The organism is Bradyrhizobium sp. WSM3983 (assembly GCF_000473045.1).
GTDB lineage: Bacteria > Pseudomonadota > Alphaproteobacteria > Rhizobiales > Xanthobacteraceae > Bradyrhizobium.
The window spans coordinates 311,357-327,139 of sequence record NZ_AXAY01000004.1 but is presented as its reverse complement, the minus strand read 5'-3'; the positions used below and the strand labels follow the sequence as shown (position 1 = coordinate 327,139).

Genomic DNA, 15,783 nt, shown 5'->3' with positions numbered 1-15,783 from the left:
GTGTCAAACCTTCTGCGAGATGCGCAGCGCCTGCGCGAGATCGTCGATGATGTCGGACGCCGTCTCGATGCCGACCGACAGCCGCACCAGCTCCTCGCCGACGCCGGCCGCCTTGAGCTGCTCGGCATCCATCTGCTGATGCGTGGTCGAGGCCGGGTGGATCACCAGCGTCTTGGCGTCGCCGACATTGGCGAGATGGCTGATCATGCGCAGAGACTCGATGAACTTGCGCCCCGCCGGCCGGCCGCCCTTGATGCCGAAGGAGACGATCGAGCCCGCGCCGCGCGGCAGCAATGTCTTCGCGCGCTGATAGTCCGGGTGGTCTTCCAGCGAGGGATGCAGCACCCAGTCGACAGCCTTGTTGGACTTCAGCGCCTCAAGCACAAGGTGCGTGTTCTGGATGTGGCGGTCCATGCGCACGCCCAGCGTCTCCACGCCCTGCAACAGCTGAAACGCGTTGGTCGGCGACAGACAGGCGCCGAAATCGCGCAGGCCTTCGGTGCGCGCGCGCATGATGAAAGCCGCTGTGCCGAACTGCTCGTCGAAGACGATGCCGTGATAGCCGCCATAGGGCTCGGTCAGCACGCCGAACTTGCCGGACGCGCGCCAGTCGAACCGGCCGCCGTCGACGAGGGCGCCCCCGATCGCGATGCCGTGGCCGCCGATCCATTTGGTTGCCGAATGCATGACAATGTCGGCGTCGAGCTCGATCGGCCGGCTGAGATAGGGCGTGGCAAAGGTGTTGTCGATCAGCAGCGGAATTTTTGCGTCATGCGCGATCGCCGCGACCTTCGGGATATCCAGCACCTCAAGCCCGGGATTGCCGATGGTCTCGCCGATCACGAGTTTCGTGTTCGGCTTGATCGCCTTCCGGAACGCATCATGATCGCGCGGTTTCACGAAGGTCGTGGTGATGCCGAAGCGCGGCAGTGTGTGCGCCAGCAGATTGATCGTGCCGCCATAGAGCGAGCTCGACGCCACGATATGGTCGCCGGCGTTGAGCAGCGTGGCGATGGCCAGATGCAGCGCGGCCATGCCGCTCGCGGTGCAGATCGCGCCGACGCCGCCTTCCAGCGCCGCGAGCCGCTCTTCCAGCACGCCGGTGGTCGGATTGGAGATGCGCGTATAGATGTGCCCGGCGCGCTCCAGGTTGAACAGCGCCGCCGCGTGGTCGGAATCCTGGAACACATAGGACGTGGTCTGGTAGATCGGCACCGCGCGGGCGCCGGTCGCGGGATCCGGATGCTGGCCCGCATGCAGGCTCAGGGTCTCGAAGGCAGGCGGTTTTGGCGCGGGCATGCGTGGCCTCGTTGGTCGATCGGCGATGGCGGCCCTTGTGCCACAAAAACGCCCGCCACGTCAGCCTATTGACAGCGTCACGCGAGCTCACGCAGCGCTAGATATTTGTGCCGATGGCCTGCTCGATCGCGCGGGTCTCGCGCAACAAGATCTCCGCGACCTCCTGCTCGCGGCGCGGGCCGAGCCTCGTCCGAACGGCGGAGACGGTCATGGCAGCCGCGGGCCGTCCGTCCGGGGTCTTGATCCAGGTCGAGATCGATTTCGTGCCCTGCACGAGTCCGATCTCCCGCATGGCGTATCCTCGCCGCCGCGCCGCGGTGACCTGGCCGAGCACGGTTGCGGCATCGGTCCGATAGGCCTCGAATCTCTTTTCGTTGGCTGCGACGATTTTTCGCGCGTCCGGCGCCGGCAGCGCGGCGAGGATCGCGACGCCCGCGCTGGAGACGCCGAGCGGGCGGCGCGCGCCGACCTCGATCGACAGCACCTGGATCGGATAGGCGCCGATCCTGCGGTCGACGCATAGCGTGTCGTTGCCGGTCCGCATTGTCAGGAACAGCGTGTCGCCGATCTCGGCGGAGGCGCGGCGCAACGAAGGGCCTGCGGCGACGAGCAGCGGCGAGGGCCGCGGACGCGCGAGCGCCAATTCCGGCACCTGGTTGCCGATCGCGTAGCGGCCGGTCCTGCCGTGCCGCTCGACGATGCCTTCCTCGATCAGCACGTGAACAATGCGGTGCACGGTCGGGCGCGTGAGGCCGGTGGCCTGCACGACCTCGGCCAATGGCACACCGTCTTCGCGACCTGCGGCAAGAATACGCAGCACGGCAAGCGCGCGCCGGATCGCCTGCGCGCCTTGTCGCGGCTCCAACGCGCGGCGGGCGGATTTGCTGGAATTGGCTCTGTCCATAATATGGACAAGAACGCCATAATTCACTCGACAGGTAAAGCGCTCGTCTGGAGATTGCGCGGCGATCGAGCGCCATGCGCAACGACAGGGCACTCGACGTGGAATTGGAAGCGCCGCCGGGAGGTTAACATGAGATTAATCGCGATTGCCATCGCTGCTGTAACTGCCATGCTGGCGGGGCCGGTGTCGGCTCAGCAATGGCCGGCGCGCAGCGTCAAGCTGATCGTGCCCTATCCCGCCGGCGGCAATGTCGACAGCGCCGCGCGCATCATCGCCGACAAGCTCCAGGAAAAGCTCGGCCAGCCTTTCATCATCGAAAACAAGGCCGGTGCCGGCGGCATGATCGCGGGCGAAGCCTTCGTGAAATCGGCACCCGACGGCTACACGCTGTTCGTCGGCGCCAACGGCCCGGTGCTGTTCGCGACCGAGATCAACAAGCGTGATGCCTATAACTGGAAGAAGGATTTTCTGCCGATCTCGACCATCTCGATGACGCCGTTGGTGCTCGAGGTCCATCCGTCGGTGCAGGCTGCGACCTTCAAGGAGTTCATCGACCTCGCCAAGCGTGAGCCCGGCAAGCTGACCATGGCCTCGCCCGGCCCCGGCACCACCAACCATCTGCTCAGCGAGCTGATGCAGTCGAGCCTCGACCTGCAATGGGTCACGGCGCATTACCGCGGCAATGCGCCGGCCATCAACGATCTGCTCGGCGGCCAGGTGCAGTTCGCCTTCGACCAGCTTACGGTCAGCCTCCAGCATATCAAGGCCGGTCTGTTCCGGGCGCTCGCGGTCACCAGTCCGCATCGCCTGAAGTCCTTGCCTGACGTGCCGACCTTCTCCGAGCTCGGCTACAAGGACTTTGACGGCCAGACCTTTACCGGCCTGTTCGCGCCCGCGGGCACGCCGGCGCCGATCGTGGACAAGCTGCACGAGACGCTGGTCGCGATCCTCAAAGACCCCGGCGTGGTCGACAAGTTCGACAAGCTTGGCGGCGAAGCCGTCGCGATGACGCCGGACGAATTCCGGGCTTATCTCGAGCGCGAGGACGCCAAGTGGATTCCGGTCGTGCGCAAGGCCAACATCAAGGCTGACTGAGCGATGCGGATCGACCCCACCGAGTTCGGCGCGGAGCGCATCTACCGGCTGATGACCGGCATCGTGGTGCCGCGCCCGATCGCCTGGGTGACCAGCCTGTCACGCAGCGGCGTGCTCAACCTCGCGCCGTTCAGCGCCTTCACTTTCGTCTCGCAGAAGCCGCCGATGCTTGCCATCAGCGTCGGCCGCAAGGGCGCGGACTACAAGGACACCGCACACAACATCCTCGACACCGAGGAATACGTGATCCACATCGCCGATACGCCGCTGATGAACGCGGTGCATGACAGCTCGGTCGAGCATCCGCCTGAAATCAGCGAGGTCGAGCATCTCGGGCTGGAGACGCTCGACTGCGAGCGCATCAAGGTGCGCAGGCTGGCCGCTGCGCCGGTTGCGATGGAGTGCCGCTTTCGCCAGTGCCTCGAATTCGGCGAGGCGCGCAGCCGGCTGATCGTCGGCGAGGTCGTGATGTTCCACATCCGCGACGGCCTCGTCACCGACGGCAAGGTCGAAACCAAAGCACTCGATCCGATCGCCCGCATCGGCGGCCCCCGTTATGCCCGCCTCGGCGAGATCGTGACGCTGAACACCGTCTTCCAGACTCCCAAATCGAAGGACTGAGCGTGCGGACGGCTTGCGTACGCCGCCTGAAGACCATTGGAGAACGACGATGCGACTGTTGAGCTATCTGGTGGACGGAGAGCCGCGCTATGGCGCGGCTGTTGATGGTGGTGTCGTCGATCTGACCACGCGGATCGGCCGCGACTTCTCCGATGTGAAGGCGCTGATCGCCGCCAACGCGCTGGCCGAAGCGCAGGAGGCGGTGGCCGGCCAGAAGCCTGACTATGCGCTGGACCAGCTCACGCTGCTGCCTCCGGTCCTGGCGCCCGAAAAGCTCTGGTGCATCGGCGTCAACTACGCCGAGCGCAACGCCGAATATAAAGACAATTCCGAGTTGCCCAAATATCCGAGCCTGTTCGTGCGCAGCATGTCCTCGGTGACAGGCTCCGGCCAGCCTCTGGAGAAGCCGCACGTCTCTGAGCAGCTCGATTACGAAGGCGAACTCGTCATCGTGATCGGGCAGGGCGGCCGTCACATCCCGCGCGAAAAAGCCTGGTCGCACATCTTCGGCATGACGTTGTGCAACGAGGGCACGATCCGCGACTGGCTGCGCCACGGCAAGTTCAACGTCACGCAAGGCAAGAACTTCGATCGCTCCGGCAGCATCGGTCCCTGGATCGTCACCGCAGATGAGCTCGATCCGCGCGGGCCGCACGACGTCATCACGCGCGTCAACGGCGAGGTGCGGCAGCAGGACACGACCGAGCGGCTGATGTTCCCGTTCGATGTCCTGATCTCCTATCTCTCGACCTTCGCCACACTGAAGCCCGGCGACATGATCGTGACGGGCACGCCGACGGGAGCGGGTGTTCGCTTCGATCCACCGCGCTGGCTCAAGGTTGGCGACGTCGTCGAGGTCGAGTCCAGCCGCATCGGCGTGCTGCGCAATACCGTCGTGGCAGAGCAGTAAGTCATGCTCGATACCGCCACGATCGAGCGCCTTGCCGCGCGCCTGGATGAAGCCGAGCGCACCAAGGCGCTGATTCCGATGTTCTCCAAGGAGTATCCGGGTTTCAGTATCGAGGATGCCTACGCGGTTCAGCGCGCCTGGACGAAACTTCAGCTCGGCCGCGGCCGCGTCATCAAGGGCCACAAGATCGGCCTGACCTCGAAGGCGATGCAGAACGCAGTCGGCATCTCCGAGCCCGATTACGGCGTGCTGTTCGCCGACATGTTCTATGCCGATGCCACGCCGATCCCGTTCGACCGCTTTCACGCGCCGCGGATCGAGGTCGAGCTCGCCTTCGTGCTGAAGGCGCCGCTGCGCGGGCCTGACTGCACCATCTTCGATGTGCTCAACGCCACCGATTACGTCACGCCGGCACTCGAGATCCTGGAGACGCGCATGCATCGCGTCGATCCTGAGACCGGCAAGACGCGAAAGGTCGTGGACACGATCTCCGACAACGCGGCCAATGCCGCGCTGGTGCTCGGCGGCCGGCCGTTCCGCCCGCTGGATGCGGATCTGCGCTGGATCGGCGCGCTGCTGTTCCGCAACGGCGAGGTCGAGGAGACTGGGCTTGCCGCGGGCGTGCTCAACCATCCCGCCAACGGCATCGCCTGGCTCGCCAACCGCCTCGCACCGCATGACGAGCATCTCGCCGCCGGCGAGGTGGTGCTGGCGGGATCGTTCACGCGTCCGGTCGATATTCGTCGCGGCGACACCTTCCACGCCGACTATGGCACCTTCGGCTCGGTGTCGTGTCAGTTCGTCTGAACCAACAATAAAGAGGGAACGCAGCATGTCAGGTCCAACGCGGCGCAAGAGCATCCATATCGGCGCCTTCAAGCATGCCAATCCGATTCCGAACGCCTGCCGCATCGGAAATCTCGTGATATCAGGCGTCATCCTCGGCCGCGATGCGGCCGGCGCGATGCCCGAGAGTCTCGACGCGCAATGCGCCAACATGTTCGCGCATATGAAGGCGACCGTGGAGGCCGCCGGCGGCAGCACGGACGACATCATCAAGATGACGGTGTGGCTGAAGGACCGCACGCAGCGCGGCCCGGTCAATGTCGAGTGGCTGAAGATGTTTCCAGACGAGCATTCGCGCCCGGCGCGGCACGCGCTGCCGATGGACGACATGGATGGGGGCGCGCTGGTGCAGTGCGACTTCACCGCCGTGATCGACTGAAGGAGCATTTTTGCATGCCGACCTATCTGCCGTTCGATCCCAATCCGCGCCGCCCGATCAAGGCACCGCCGCCGAAGACCGTCGACAGCCAGTTTCACGTGCTCGGTCCCGTGGACAAATATCCGGAGCGTCCCGGTGCGGCCTATCGGATGCCGACTGCAACCTGGGAAGCGGCGCGGCGCGTGCACAAGACGCTCGGAATCGAGCGCGGCATCATCGTGCAGACCACGACCTATGGCGCCGACCATGCCGTCGTGCTCGACGGCCTCGCCGCGATGGGCCCGAACTACCGCGGCTGCGCCAACGCGCTGGTGTTCGCGGAGGCGAGCGATTCTTACCTTGCCGAGTTGCATGACGCCGGCGTGCGCGGCGCGCGCTTCAGTTTTCGACAGGAACTGGGCGCGGTGCTGTCGGACGCCGATTTCGCCCGGGCGATCGCCCGCATCCGCGAGCTCGGCTGGTACGTCAAGATCCAGCCGGAGAAGGACGGCATCGTCTCCAGCGTCGCCAAGTACGAGAATCTCGACGTGCCCGTGCTGATCGATCACATGGCGCGGCCCGAGCCCTCGCGCGGCAAGGACGATCCGAACCTGCGCAAGATGCTGGAGCTGCTCGCCAAGGGCAATTTCTGGGTCATGCTCTCGCTCGGCGAGAAGACCTCCCAGGTCGGTCCGCCCTACGACGACGTGATTCCGATCGCGCGCACCTATATCGAGGCCGCGATCGACCGCTGCGTCTGGGCCAGCGACTGGCCGCACCCGGTCTCCGTCAAGCAGCCGCCGAACGACGCCGATCTGCTCGAACTGATGTTCCGCTACGCGCCTGATAAGGCCGAACTGGAAAAGATCCTCGTGCACAATCCGGCAAAACTGTTCGGGTTTCCGGACTAGCCAAACCCTCGTGGTGAGGAGGCGCGTTAGCGCCGTCTCGAACCATGAAGGCCCAGCTCTCGCCCACGGCCATCCTTCGAGACGCCCGCCTTTTGGCGGGCTCCTCAGGATGAGGCCCGGTGTTGCTGTTAGACCCTCATGGTGAGGAGCCCGCTGAAAGCGGGCGTCTCGAACCATGCAGGCCGAGCTGTTTCAAACGGCCGTCCATCCTGCCAACCGATCCCGCACCTTGGCCGCGATCTCGAAGGAGCGCAGCCGCGCGGCGTGATCGTAGATCTGCCCCGTGGTCATCAGCTCGTCCGCGGCGGTGTCGGCGATCAGCGCCTTCAGCTTCTCCTCGATAACAGCGGGCGAGCCGACGACGGAGCAGGCCAGCGACTGCGCGACGCCGGCCTTCTCGGCCGGCGACCACAGCGCGTCCATGTCGTCGACCGGCGGCGGCAGCTGGCCGGGCGTGCCGCGGCGCAGGTTGATGAACTGCTGTTGCAGCGAGGTGAACATGCGCTGCGCCTCGAGGTCGCTGTCGGCGGCAAACACGTTGACGCCGACCATCGCATAGGGCTTGTCGAGCTGCACCGAGGGCTCGAACCGTGCGCGATACTCGCGCAGCGCCGGCATCATCATCTGCGGCGCGAAATGCGAGGCGAACGCGAAGGGCAACCCGAGCATGGCCGCGAGCTGCGCGCCGAACATGCTGGAGCCGAGGATCCAGAGCGGCACCTTCGTCCCCATGCCGGGTACGGCGCGGATGGTCTGGTTCGGCTGCACATCGCCGAGCAGTGCCTGCAATTCCAGCACGTCATGCGGAAAATTCTCGGCAGCAGTCGCGAGATCGCGCCGCAGCGCCCGCGCGGTGAACTGGTCGGTGCCCGGCGCGCGGCCGAGCCCGAGATCGATCCGCCCGGGATAGAGCGACTCCAGCGTGCCGAACTGCTCGGCGATCACCAGCGGCGAATGGTTCGGCAGCATCACGCCGCCGGACCCGACGCGGATCGTCTTGGTCCCGCCCGCGACATGCCCGATCACGACGGACGTCGCCGCACTCGCGATGCCGGTCATGTTGTGATGCTCGGCGAGCCAGAACCGCTTGAAGCCCCAGCCTTCCGCATGCTGGGCAAGATCGAGCGAATTGCGAAACGCTTGCGACGCATCGGCGCCCTGCCTGATGGGCGCGAGGTCGAGCACGGAGAAGGGGATCATGGGCGGGGTACCGGAGTGGAGGGCTGCGCGTCTGAGAGCATGACATGTAATGTCATCGCGTAGGATGGGTAGAGCACTTGCGAAACCCATCATGTCTCGTCATCGAAAGACCTCGATGGGTTTCGCTTCCGCTCTACCCATCCTACAAAGCTGCTTGAGCGGCCGCTCCTCCGTTCACAACCCTGTTATTGCGACCCATGGCGCCCTTCGTCGTAACTGGGCGTTTCGCGCTCGTTGTTGTACCCTCTATGCAGCGCCACCGTCGCCAGGAGGACCTGACATGACCATCGTCGTACTCAGTCGCCGCAACCTCCTCGCTGCCGGCGGTTCCGTCCTTGCAACAGGCGTTTTGGCGGCGGGGTTTCCGGGCTCCTGCTGCCCGCCCGCGCAGACGGCCTTGCGCCGACTGAATCGATGACGGGCGGGGCGAACAACTACCGCAAGGGCGCGGCCATCGTGGACCGGATCGGCAAGGGCGGCTTCTGGATGAGCGGCACCGTGCGCCGCGCCGGCGACGGGGCGCCGCTTGCCGGGCAGCGCATCCAGATCTGGGCGCACACGGTCGAAGGGCAGGAGCACGAGCCGCAGAGCCATGGCGCCACGCTCACCGACAAGGACGGCGCGTTCCGGCTCGAGATGCCGCAGATCATTCCCATCTTCGGCCAGCCGCACGGCCACCTCGCCTATGACAGCGGTGAATTCAAAACCGTCTTTCTGCGGCCGATCATGCGGAGCGCGAAGGAAACCAGCCTCGAGGCGCATTTCGTGCTTCAGCCGGCCTGACCGCGTTGCCATTGAAAGAGTGGAGATCGGCCCGGGTGCCCCTGATCTGGGTCGTCCTCGCTTTGGCTATTGGCGTGCCGATCGCGCTCGCAGCAGAGAGCGAGCAGCTCGCATGGCGCGGACCGGTCTACATCCTCGCCGGATTCGCAGGCATCATTGCCCTCGGCCTCGTGCTGGTTCAGCCCCTGCTGATCGGCGGATATTTGCCGGGCCTGTCGGCCTATCGCGGACGGCGCGCACACCACTGGATCGGCAGCGCGCTTGCTTTGGCGGTGGCGATCCACGTCGCCGGCCTCTGGATCACCAGCCCGCCCGACATGATCGATGCGGTCACCTTCTCATCGCCGACGCCGTTCTCTCCCTTTGGGGTGATCGCCATGTGGGCCATCTTCGCCGTCGCGCTTCTGGCTGCCCTGCGCCGGCGGCTGGGGGTGCGACTGCGAACCTGGCGCATGGTCCATATCCCACTCGCGATCGTCATCGTCGCAGCCAGCGTGGTCCATTGCCTGCTGATCGAGGGGACGATGGAGACCATCTCGAAAGTGGCGCTTTGCGCAGCTGTGCTTGCGGCAACGATCAAGGTTATGGTGGATCTCTGGCGAAAGCGGACGTTGCGCGGCGAGAGCATTGCACGGCAGTGAACAAGGGTCTGCTTGCCGCAGATCCTGATGGGACGTAGTTTTGCGCATGACCGTCAGCTCCCCCGATCTGAAAGCGTTCCTGCTTGTGACGCCGTTCTTCGGCGGTCTCACGGATGCGAGCCTCGACCTCCTGATGTCGATGCTGGTCGAGTGCCGCTGCGATGCCGGCGCGACAATCGTGGCGGAGGGCGCGGCGGGGCGCTCGATGTTCATCGTCAAGTCCGGCCGGCTGGCAGTGAGCAAGCGGGCGAATTCAGGCAGCGTCGTCCCGATTTCTGTTCTGGGGCCCGGCGATTTCTTCGGCGAGATGACGCTGATTGAAATGCAGAACCGCTCCGCCACGGTGGTCGCGGAGTCTCCGACCGTGCTCTACGAGCTGACGGCCCAAAAACTCTACGCCTGCTACAAGGCCGATATCCACGCCTATGTGATCGTCCTGCAGAACATCAATCGCGAATTATGCCGACGGCTCCGCCGATCGGATGATCGATTCGCGGGGCATCCGGTTGGGACGGCAATTGATCGTGCGTAGGATGGGTAGAGCACTTGCGAAACCCATCATGTCTCGGCACCGAACAAACTCTCGATGGGTTTCGCTTTCGCTCTACCCATCCTACGAGCTACGAGCCGGCTCGCTGGTACAGCTACAGCAACGCCATTGAGTGCAGCGAGTTTCGATGAAAGCCGAAGGCAACTAAGCCGAAGAGAAGCAACGCAGTCCCAGTCACGATCAGGCAAAACGCAAGCACTATTGGAGCCCCGGGTTCGTCTTGAATGACAAAGACGATAATAGATAAAATTTTACCGACAATCGAAAGGAAGAATTAACCTTACCTGCGTGGCTTAGCGGTGTGCATAGGATGGGTAGAGCACTTGCGAAACCCATCTAGACAAAGTGCGATGGGTTTCGCTGCGCTCTACCCATCCTACGAGCTAGCTCAAATGACGACTAAAGAAGTCGATCAGCAGTTCGTTGTGCTGGTTCTCGACATCGCTGTTCACCCCGTGCCCTTCCCCTTCATACAGGTGTACTTCCGGAGTGCGGCCATGACGCTGCAGCCGATCCCGCAGCCGGTGCGTCATCTCGACTGACCATGTGGCGTCCTTGGTGCCGTGACTTAGAAAGATTGGACCATCAAACCGTTCGATTTCGATTGCCGTCGTTGGAAGGAGCTCGTTCGACGATCCGCGCCAACTCCAAGCACGATCCGCCGGGTCCCAAGGGCGCCAACCGGGATCACCAGAGTCTCTCCACATCCTGGAGTTAAATGCTCCGCAAATAACGTCAGGTGGAGTGTGCGCAGCAATTGCGTCAGGGAGCCCGGCGACGCTATCCCTCGCCATCAGCGAGGCCAGCAATAGAGCATGTTCGGCACCGCGCGAACTTCCATAGAGTCCGACCCTCTTTCCGACGATTGGCCACGAACGGAGGCTGGAAAGGGCCTTCGCCGTTTGGTCAAGAGGGACGTCAACTATGTCGCTGCTGTTCTGGCCGTTCGAATAGGGAAAGGCCATCGCGAGAAAGCCATGCGCCGCTAGAACAGCAGCGGTCCTATAGATCATTCCTGACCGACTGCCTTCCGAGCCATGCAAGAGCATGATCGCCGGAAATGGACCTTCACCGGGCGGACCATAACCCCAACCCCAGTTTGGCAAAGAGCGGCGAAGGATTTTGAGCGGCATGGCGAATCCTATGTGGGAGCACTCTTCGGGAGTGAACACGCGACGAGCAGAGCCAAGCCTCGATTGTCGTCGACCATATCTCGCTTAGCAAGCAAAACAGCGGCAAGTCTGGTCAGGAAAAAAAGCGATCGATGATAGCGTGTCCGCGATTTCCGCTTTGCTAGAAGCGACATTTTTGAGTGCAAGTTTGGTCCAGCTTGCTCGTGCCAATTACTCGGTCATGCCGGTTCACAGTCGAACGCGTCGGCGGGCTTCTGTTCGCCACGCAGCCAATCCAACCCGTCGGGCAAAACACCCGCCTCCCGCAAAACCCCGTCAACCCTCTCTCGCAAAAATATTCCACTTTACCGAAATTCGGAATTGCGACACACTCCCTCCATCCCGACCCAAGGAGAGGGGCGATCGTACGTCGTCACGAACGTGGGTCGGGGTGCGGTGGACGCGGCAGCGCCGGCGCGGATGTGGGAGCAGGGCGGGCAGAGGATTGAGCCGAACCCCGTGAGCTCGCCGCAAGCCGTGTCGAACGAACGGCGCCTGTGTCTGGTGAAGCTTTGGGCGTAGTCGGGCTTGTCCGGCGTAGCCCTTGGGCGGAGCCGGAACGCTGCGTACGGCTAAACCGTGTGGTCCTGGCTGTCGTTGCTACAGCCAAGCTTTTGCGACGATGCATCGCCCCAACCGCGCGCGGTGCGTCAACGGATCGCGAAGTGACGGTGACAAAAGGAACTCGTCGCCGGGGAGAGCGCGGCATACGCCGTCAACCCATCGCGCAGGGAAGGCTGAGTGTTCGGCGTCACCTGTATGCTGCTGTGCGGTCTCCTTGCGCTACACATTCGCGCAGCGGACCGCGGGTGCCCGTTGGCACCCGGTCTTCCCTGCGCCCTCTTCACGGAAGAGGGCAACGGAGACGAGCAAAACTCGGGCGTTTGGTGCCGCGAGAATGCTGATTCATGCTCATTTCGAGAGATGAAATGGTGCTGCCAGACAGGATTGAACTGTCGACCTCTCCATTACCAATGGAGTGCTCTACCACTGAGCTACGGCAGCATGTGCTGGGATTAAGAATCGGCCGCCCGAGGGGCCTACCAAGCGGGCCGATATCTGCCACAGGCCTCCCCGCTGTGCAAGCTTGCCGGACCCGCCAAAGCGAGAAAATCGGGGCGATATCGGGGGTATCAAGGCTGTTTGGGCCCGAAACGACCGACTTTCCGTCGATTTTGGTTCTTCTTCCCCCCGGCCAACTGGCCAGTTGGCCCGAGAGGCGGATTCCAGCCATTTTGAGTTTCGCACGATCGGGACCGCGCGGGCCTCTTGAGCTGCCGCATTCTCTGGGCATGTTATCGCCAACCGCTGTATGGACCCGAAATGGCTGACGAGAACGACAGAAACGCGAAGCAGGACACGAGGCAGGCGAGAGCATCGCGGGACGACCGGCTGAAATCGGCGCTGCGGGAGAATCTGAAGCGGCGGAAGGTGCAGGCGCGCGAACGCGCCGCAAGCGCCGAGCCCTCGCAGAACGATGATGATTCCCCAGATGAGGGGACCGCCGGCAAGGCCGGAGGCTAGAAATTTTGGAGTGCGTGGACGTGGCCATGGGGCAGAACGAGCAGGACCGTACCAATGGGGACGCGATGATGTCGCGGTTCACCCGTCCCGAGCAGACCTTTCCGGCGCTGACATCCGCCGAGATCGAACGCATGCGGCATTTTGGCGAAGTCCGCTCCTATCAGGATGGCGAGCTGCTGTTCGAAACCGGCAAGCCGGGGCCGGGCATGTTCGTCGTGCTGAAGGGCCATGTCGCCATCACCCAGCGCGACGGTCTCGGCAATGTCACCCCGTTGATTGAGCAGGGGCCGGGGCAATTCCTGGCCGAGCTCAGCCAGCTCTCCGGCCGTCCGGCGCTGGTCGACGGCCGCGCCAAGGGCGATGTCGAGACGCTGCTGCTGCCGCCCGAGCGCCTGCGCGCGCTGCTGGTCGCCGAGGCCGAGCTCGGCGAGCGCATCATGCGCGCGCTGATCCTGCGCCGGGTCAATCTGCTCCAGGCTGGCGTCGGCGGCATCGTGCTGATCGGTCCCTCGCATTCGGCCGGCGTGGTGCGCTTGCAGGGTTTTCTCACCCGCAACGGCCAGCCGCATCATCTGCTCGATCCCGAGCGCGACCGCGATGCCGCCGAAATGATCGCACGCTATTCACCGAAGCCTGAGGACTGGCCGCTGGTGGTCACCTCAGACGGTGCGGTGCTGCGCAATCCCGGCGAAACCGAGCTTGCGCGTGCGATCGGCATGATCGGCGGCCCGCGCAATGACCGCATCTACGACGTCGCGATCGTCGGCTGCGGACCGGCCGGGCTCGCAACCGCCGTGTATGCGGCGTCCGAAGGGCTATCGGTTGCCGTGCTCGACACCCGCGCCTTCGGCGGCCAGGCCGGCGCCAGCGCGCGCATCGAAAACTATCTGGGTTTTCCGACCGGCATTTCAGGACAGGCCCTCACGGCGCGCGCGTTCAACCAGGCGCAGAAGTTCGGCGCTGACATCATGATCCCGGTGACGGTGCAGTCGCTCGACTGCACGCGCAAGGATGGCGCGTTTTCAATCGCGCTGGACGGCAGCGATCCCCTGCGATCGCGCGCGATCGTGGTCGCCAGCGGTGCGCGCTATCGCCGGCCAGAGATCGAGAACCTCGACAAATTCGAGGGCCGCGGCGTCTGGTACTGGGCGTCCCCGGTCGAGGCGAAGCTGTGCGCCGGAGAGGAAGTCGCGCTGGTCGGCGCAGGCAATTCGGCCGGGCAGGCCGCCGTGTTCCTGTCTGGGCACGCGAAGAAGGTGCTGATGATCATCCGCGGCGGCGGCCTGGGCGCCAGCATGTCGCGCTATCTCATTGAGCGCATCGAGGCGACGCCGAACATCGAGCTGATGTTCAACACCGAGATCTCGGCGCTTGAGGGCGACGAGGCCTCGCTGCTGCGGCGCATCCGCTTGAAGAGCCGCCTGTCGAACGACGAAGAGTCCGCTGACATCCGCAATCTCTTTTTGTTCGTCGGCGCCGATCCCGCCACCGGCTGGCTCAACGGCTGCGGCGTCACGCTCGATCGCGGCGGCTTCGTCGTCACCGGCGCACAGTCCGAGCTGAACCAGGGCAAGCTGGTGGCGCCTTTAGAGACCTCCGTGCCCGGTGTCTACGCCGTCGGCGACGTCCGCTCCGGCTCGGTCAAGCGCGTCGGCGGCGCCATCGGCGAAGGCGCGCAGGTCGTGGCCTCCCTGCACGGCTATCTCGGCGACGCCGCAAAACCGGCGCTTTAGTCAAGCAGAAGACAAGCAGACGGCAAGTCGATTGTGACTTGCCATGACGCGTCATGATGCAGACTATCCCCTCATCCTGAGGAGCGCGGAACGCGCGTCTCGAAGGATGAAGGCCCGGATACAGCCGGGCCTGCATGGTTCGAGACGGCGCTGACGCGCCTCCTCACCATGAGGACTAAAGACAACAAGCTTCAACGGGAGGACTAAATGGCCGAACTCGTCGTGCTCTACAAGACGCCCAAAGACGCTGCCGCCTTCGACAAGCATTATGCAGAGACCCACATTCCGCTGGCCAAGAAGCTTCCCGGCCTGAAAAAATACGCCGTCAGCACGGGCGCGGTCGGCTCGCCTGCCGGACCGTCAGGTATTCATCTCGTCGCCATTCTCAGCTTCGACAGCGTGGGCGACATTCAGAAGGCGTTCGGCAGCGAGGCAGGCAAGGCCGCCGCCGGCGACGTGCCGAAATTCGCCAGCGGCGGTGCCGACATGCTGATCTTCGACACCAAGGAAGTCTGACGCCCCGATTCAACTTTCGTCGAAAAGCTGTTGTCGTTTGTGGCAACGCTGCAAAAAATTCAGCCATGCGTTTGTCGATTCGCACGATGACGCATGGCTGCGCGCGCCGTGTGATGCAGGAGCATGTGGCAATCCGATGAGGACCGTAATATCAATCACCTGATCTCAATGCAGAGAATAGGAGAGATGTCATGGTTCTCGGGATGAGCCTGCCCGCCTTCACACTGGTCCATGTCATCATCAGCCTGATCGGAATCGTCGCAGGGCTGATCGTGATGTTCGGCCTGCTCGGCTCGAAGTCGATGCCGGGCCTCACCGCGATCTTCCTGCTGTTCACCATCCTGACCAGCGCCACCGGCTTCCTGTTTCCGTTCAAGGAGCTGCTGCCGTCGCATATCATCGGTATCATCTCGCTGGTGCTGCTCGCGGTCGCCTGCATCGCGCTCTACGGCATGAAGCTCGCGGGCGTCTGGCGCCCGGTCTACATCGTGACCGCGATGATCTCGCTCTACTTCAACGTGTTCGTGCTGATCATCCAGTCGTTCCTGAAAGTGCCGGCGCTGGCTGCGCTCGCACCGGCCGTGCCGCCGGCGCCGCCGTCCGGCCCGGTCTTCGCCGTCGTGCAGGGCATCGTGCTGGTGTTCTTCGTGCTGGTGACCATCGGTGCCTGGCGCCGCTACAAGCCGATGGCGTTCGCCTGAGTGTTCTTAACTAAAGGAG

16 protein-coding genes, 1 tRNA gene and 1 pseudogene are annotated in these 15,783 nt (G+C 63.9%); 13 read left to right on the top strand and 5 right to left on the bottom strand.

The window, feature by feature from the left end; genetic code table 11:
• Positions 1–3: 3 nt before the first annotated feature.
• Both YUA_RS0108880 and YUA_RS0108875 read right to left on the bottom strand, forming a co-directional pair.
• Positions 4–1,299, bottom strand: coding sequence for an O-acetylhomoserine aminocarboxypropyltransferase (locus YUA_RS0108880; protein ID WP_027530361.1), 1,296 nt, complete (start codon positions 1,297–1,299; stop codon positions 4–6).
• 97 nt (positions 1,300–1,396) lie between these two features.
• A complete protein-coding gene (locus YUA_RS0108875) occupies positions 1,397–2,203 on the bottom strand; it encodes an IclR family transcriptional regulator (protein WP_027530360.1) in 807 nt (268 codons plus the stop codon).
• 129 nt (positions 2,204–2,332) lie between these two features.
• On the opposite strand from YUA_RS0108875, the gene YUA_RS0108870 reads away from it, so the two are divergent.
• From YUA_RS0108870 to YUA_RS0108845, 6 genes are read left to right on the top strand one after another with little or no spacing between them, the layout of a single operon-like run.
• Entirely contained in the window at positions 2,333–3,298 is a 966-nt protein-coding gene (locus YUA_RS0108870; protein ID WP_027530359.1) for a tripartite tricarboxylate transporter substrate binding protein, read from the top strand.
• Positions 3,299–3,301: 3 nt separating this feature from the next.
• On the top strand, positions 3,302–3,919 hold the full coding sequence (locus YUA_RS0108865) for a flavin reductase family protein (protein WP_027530358.1): 618 nt from the start codon (positions 3,302–3,304) through the stop codon (positions 3,917–3,919).
• 49 nt (positions 3,920–3,968) lie between these two features.
• A complete protein-coding gene (locus tag YUA_RS0108860; protein ID WP_027530357.1) occupies positions 3,969–4,829 on the top strand; it encodes a fumarylacetoacetate hydrolase family protein in 861 nt (286 codons plus the stop codon).
• Between the two features lie 3 nt (positions 4,830–4,832).
• Entirely contained in the window at positions 4,833–5,636 is an 804-nt protein-coding gene (gene hpaH / locus YUA_RS0108855) for a 2-oxo-hept-4-ene-1,7-dioate hydratase (protein ID WP_027530356.1), read from the top strand.
• Positions 5,637–5,661: 25 nt separating this feature from the next.
• Positions 5,662–6,054, top strand: a complete 393-nt coding sequence (locus tag YUA_RS0108850) for a RidA family protein (RefSeq protein WP_027530355.1) — start codon at positions 5,662–5,664, stop codon at positions 6,052–6,054.
• A 14-nt stretch (positions 6,055–6,068) separates the two neighbouring features.
• Entirely contained in the window at positions 6,069–6,944 is an 876-nt protein-coding gene (locus YUA_RS0108845) for an amidohydrolase (RefSeq protein ID WP_027530354.1), read from the top strand.
• Positions 6,945–7,136: 192 nt separating this feature from the next.
• On the opposite strand, the gene YUA_RS0108840 is transcribed toward YUA_RS0108845, so the two are convergent.
• Positions 7,137–8,144, bottom strand: a complete 1,008-nt coding sequence (locus tag YUA_RS0108840) for an LLM class flavin-dependent oxidoreductase (RefSeq protein WP_027530353.1) — start codon at positions 8,142–8,144, stop codon at positions 7,137–7,139.
• Positions 8,145–8,424: 280 nt separating this feature from the next.
• Here YUA_RS0108840 and YUA_RS43710 point away from each other — a divergent pair.
• The 3 genes and pseudogenes from YUA_RS43710 to YUA_RS0108825 all read left to right on the top strand — a co-directional run bounded on the left by YUA_RS43710 (position 8,425) and on the right by YUA_RS0108825 (position 10,100).
• A pseudogene (locus tag YUA_RS43710) lies at positions 8,425–8,927 on the top strand (Twin-arginine translocation pathway signal).
• Between the two features lie 35 nt (positions 8,928–8,962).
• Positions 8,963–9,568, top strand: a complete 606-nt coding sequence (locus YUA_RS0108830; protein WP_035970684.1) for a ferric reductase-like transmembrane domain-containing protein — start codon at positions 8,963–8,965, stop codon at positions 9,566–9,568.
• Between the two features lie 46 nt (positions 9,569–9,614).
• Positions 9,615–10,100, top strand: coding sequence for a Crp/Fnr family transcriptional regulator (locus tag YUA_RS0108825; RefSeq protein ID WP_027530351.1), 486 nt, complete (start codon positions 9,615–9,617; stop codon positions 10,098–10,100).
• 401 nt (positions 10,101–10,501) lie between these two features.
• Here YUA_RS0108825 and YUA_RS47990 read toward each other — a convergent pair whose 3' ends face one another.
• The gene (locus YUA_RS47990) at positions 10,502–11,251 is read right to left on the bottom strand and encodes a S9 family peptidase (protein WP_084292281.1); all 750 of its coding nucleotides are present in this window, start codon (positions 11,249–11,251) and stop codon (positions 10,502–10,504) included.
• Between the two features lie 969 nt (positions 11,252–12,220).
• Positions 12,221–12,295: transfer RNA gene (locus YUA_RS0108815), tRNA-Thr, on the bottom strand.
• Positions 12,296–12,613: 318 nt separating this feature from the next.
• Between YUA_RS0108815 and YUA_RS0108810 the strand changes: the two genes are divergently transcribed.
• The 4 genes from YUA_RS0108810 to YUA_RS0108795 all read left to right on the top strand — a co-directional run bounded on the left by YUA_RS0108810 (position 12,614) and on the right by YUA_RS0108795 (position 15,764).
• The gene (locus tag YUA_RS0108810) at positions 12,614–12,814 is read left to right on the top strand and encodes a hypothetical protein (RefSeq protein WP_027530349.1); all 201 of its coding nucleotides are present in this window, start codon (positions 12,614–12,616) and stop codon (positions 12,812–12,814) included.
• 26 nt (positions 12,815–12,840) lie between these two features.
• On the top strand, positions 12,841–14,547 hold the full coding sequence (locus tag YUA_RS0108805) for an FAD-dependent oxidoreductase (protein ID WP_027530348.1): 1,707 nt from the start codon (positions 12,841–12,843) through the stop codon (positions 14,545–14,547).
• A 207-nt stretch (positions 14,548–14,754) separates the two neighbouring features.
• Entirely contained in the window at positions 14,755–15,063 is a 309-nt protein-coding gene (locus YUA_RS0108800; RefSeq protein ID WP_027530347.1) for an EthD family reductase, read from the top strand.
• A 191-nt stretch (positions 15,064–15,254) separates the two neighbouring features.
• Positions 15,255–15,764 carry a hypothetical protein gene (locus YUA_RS0108795; RefSeq protein WP_027530346.1) on the top strand — a complete coding sequence of 170 codons (510 nt, stop codon included), beginning with the start codon at positions 15,255–15,257 and terminating at the stop codon, positions 15,762–15,764.
• Positions 15,765–15,783 lie beyond the last annotated feature (19 nt).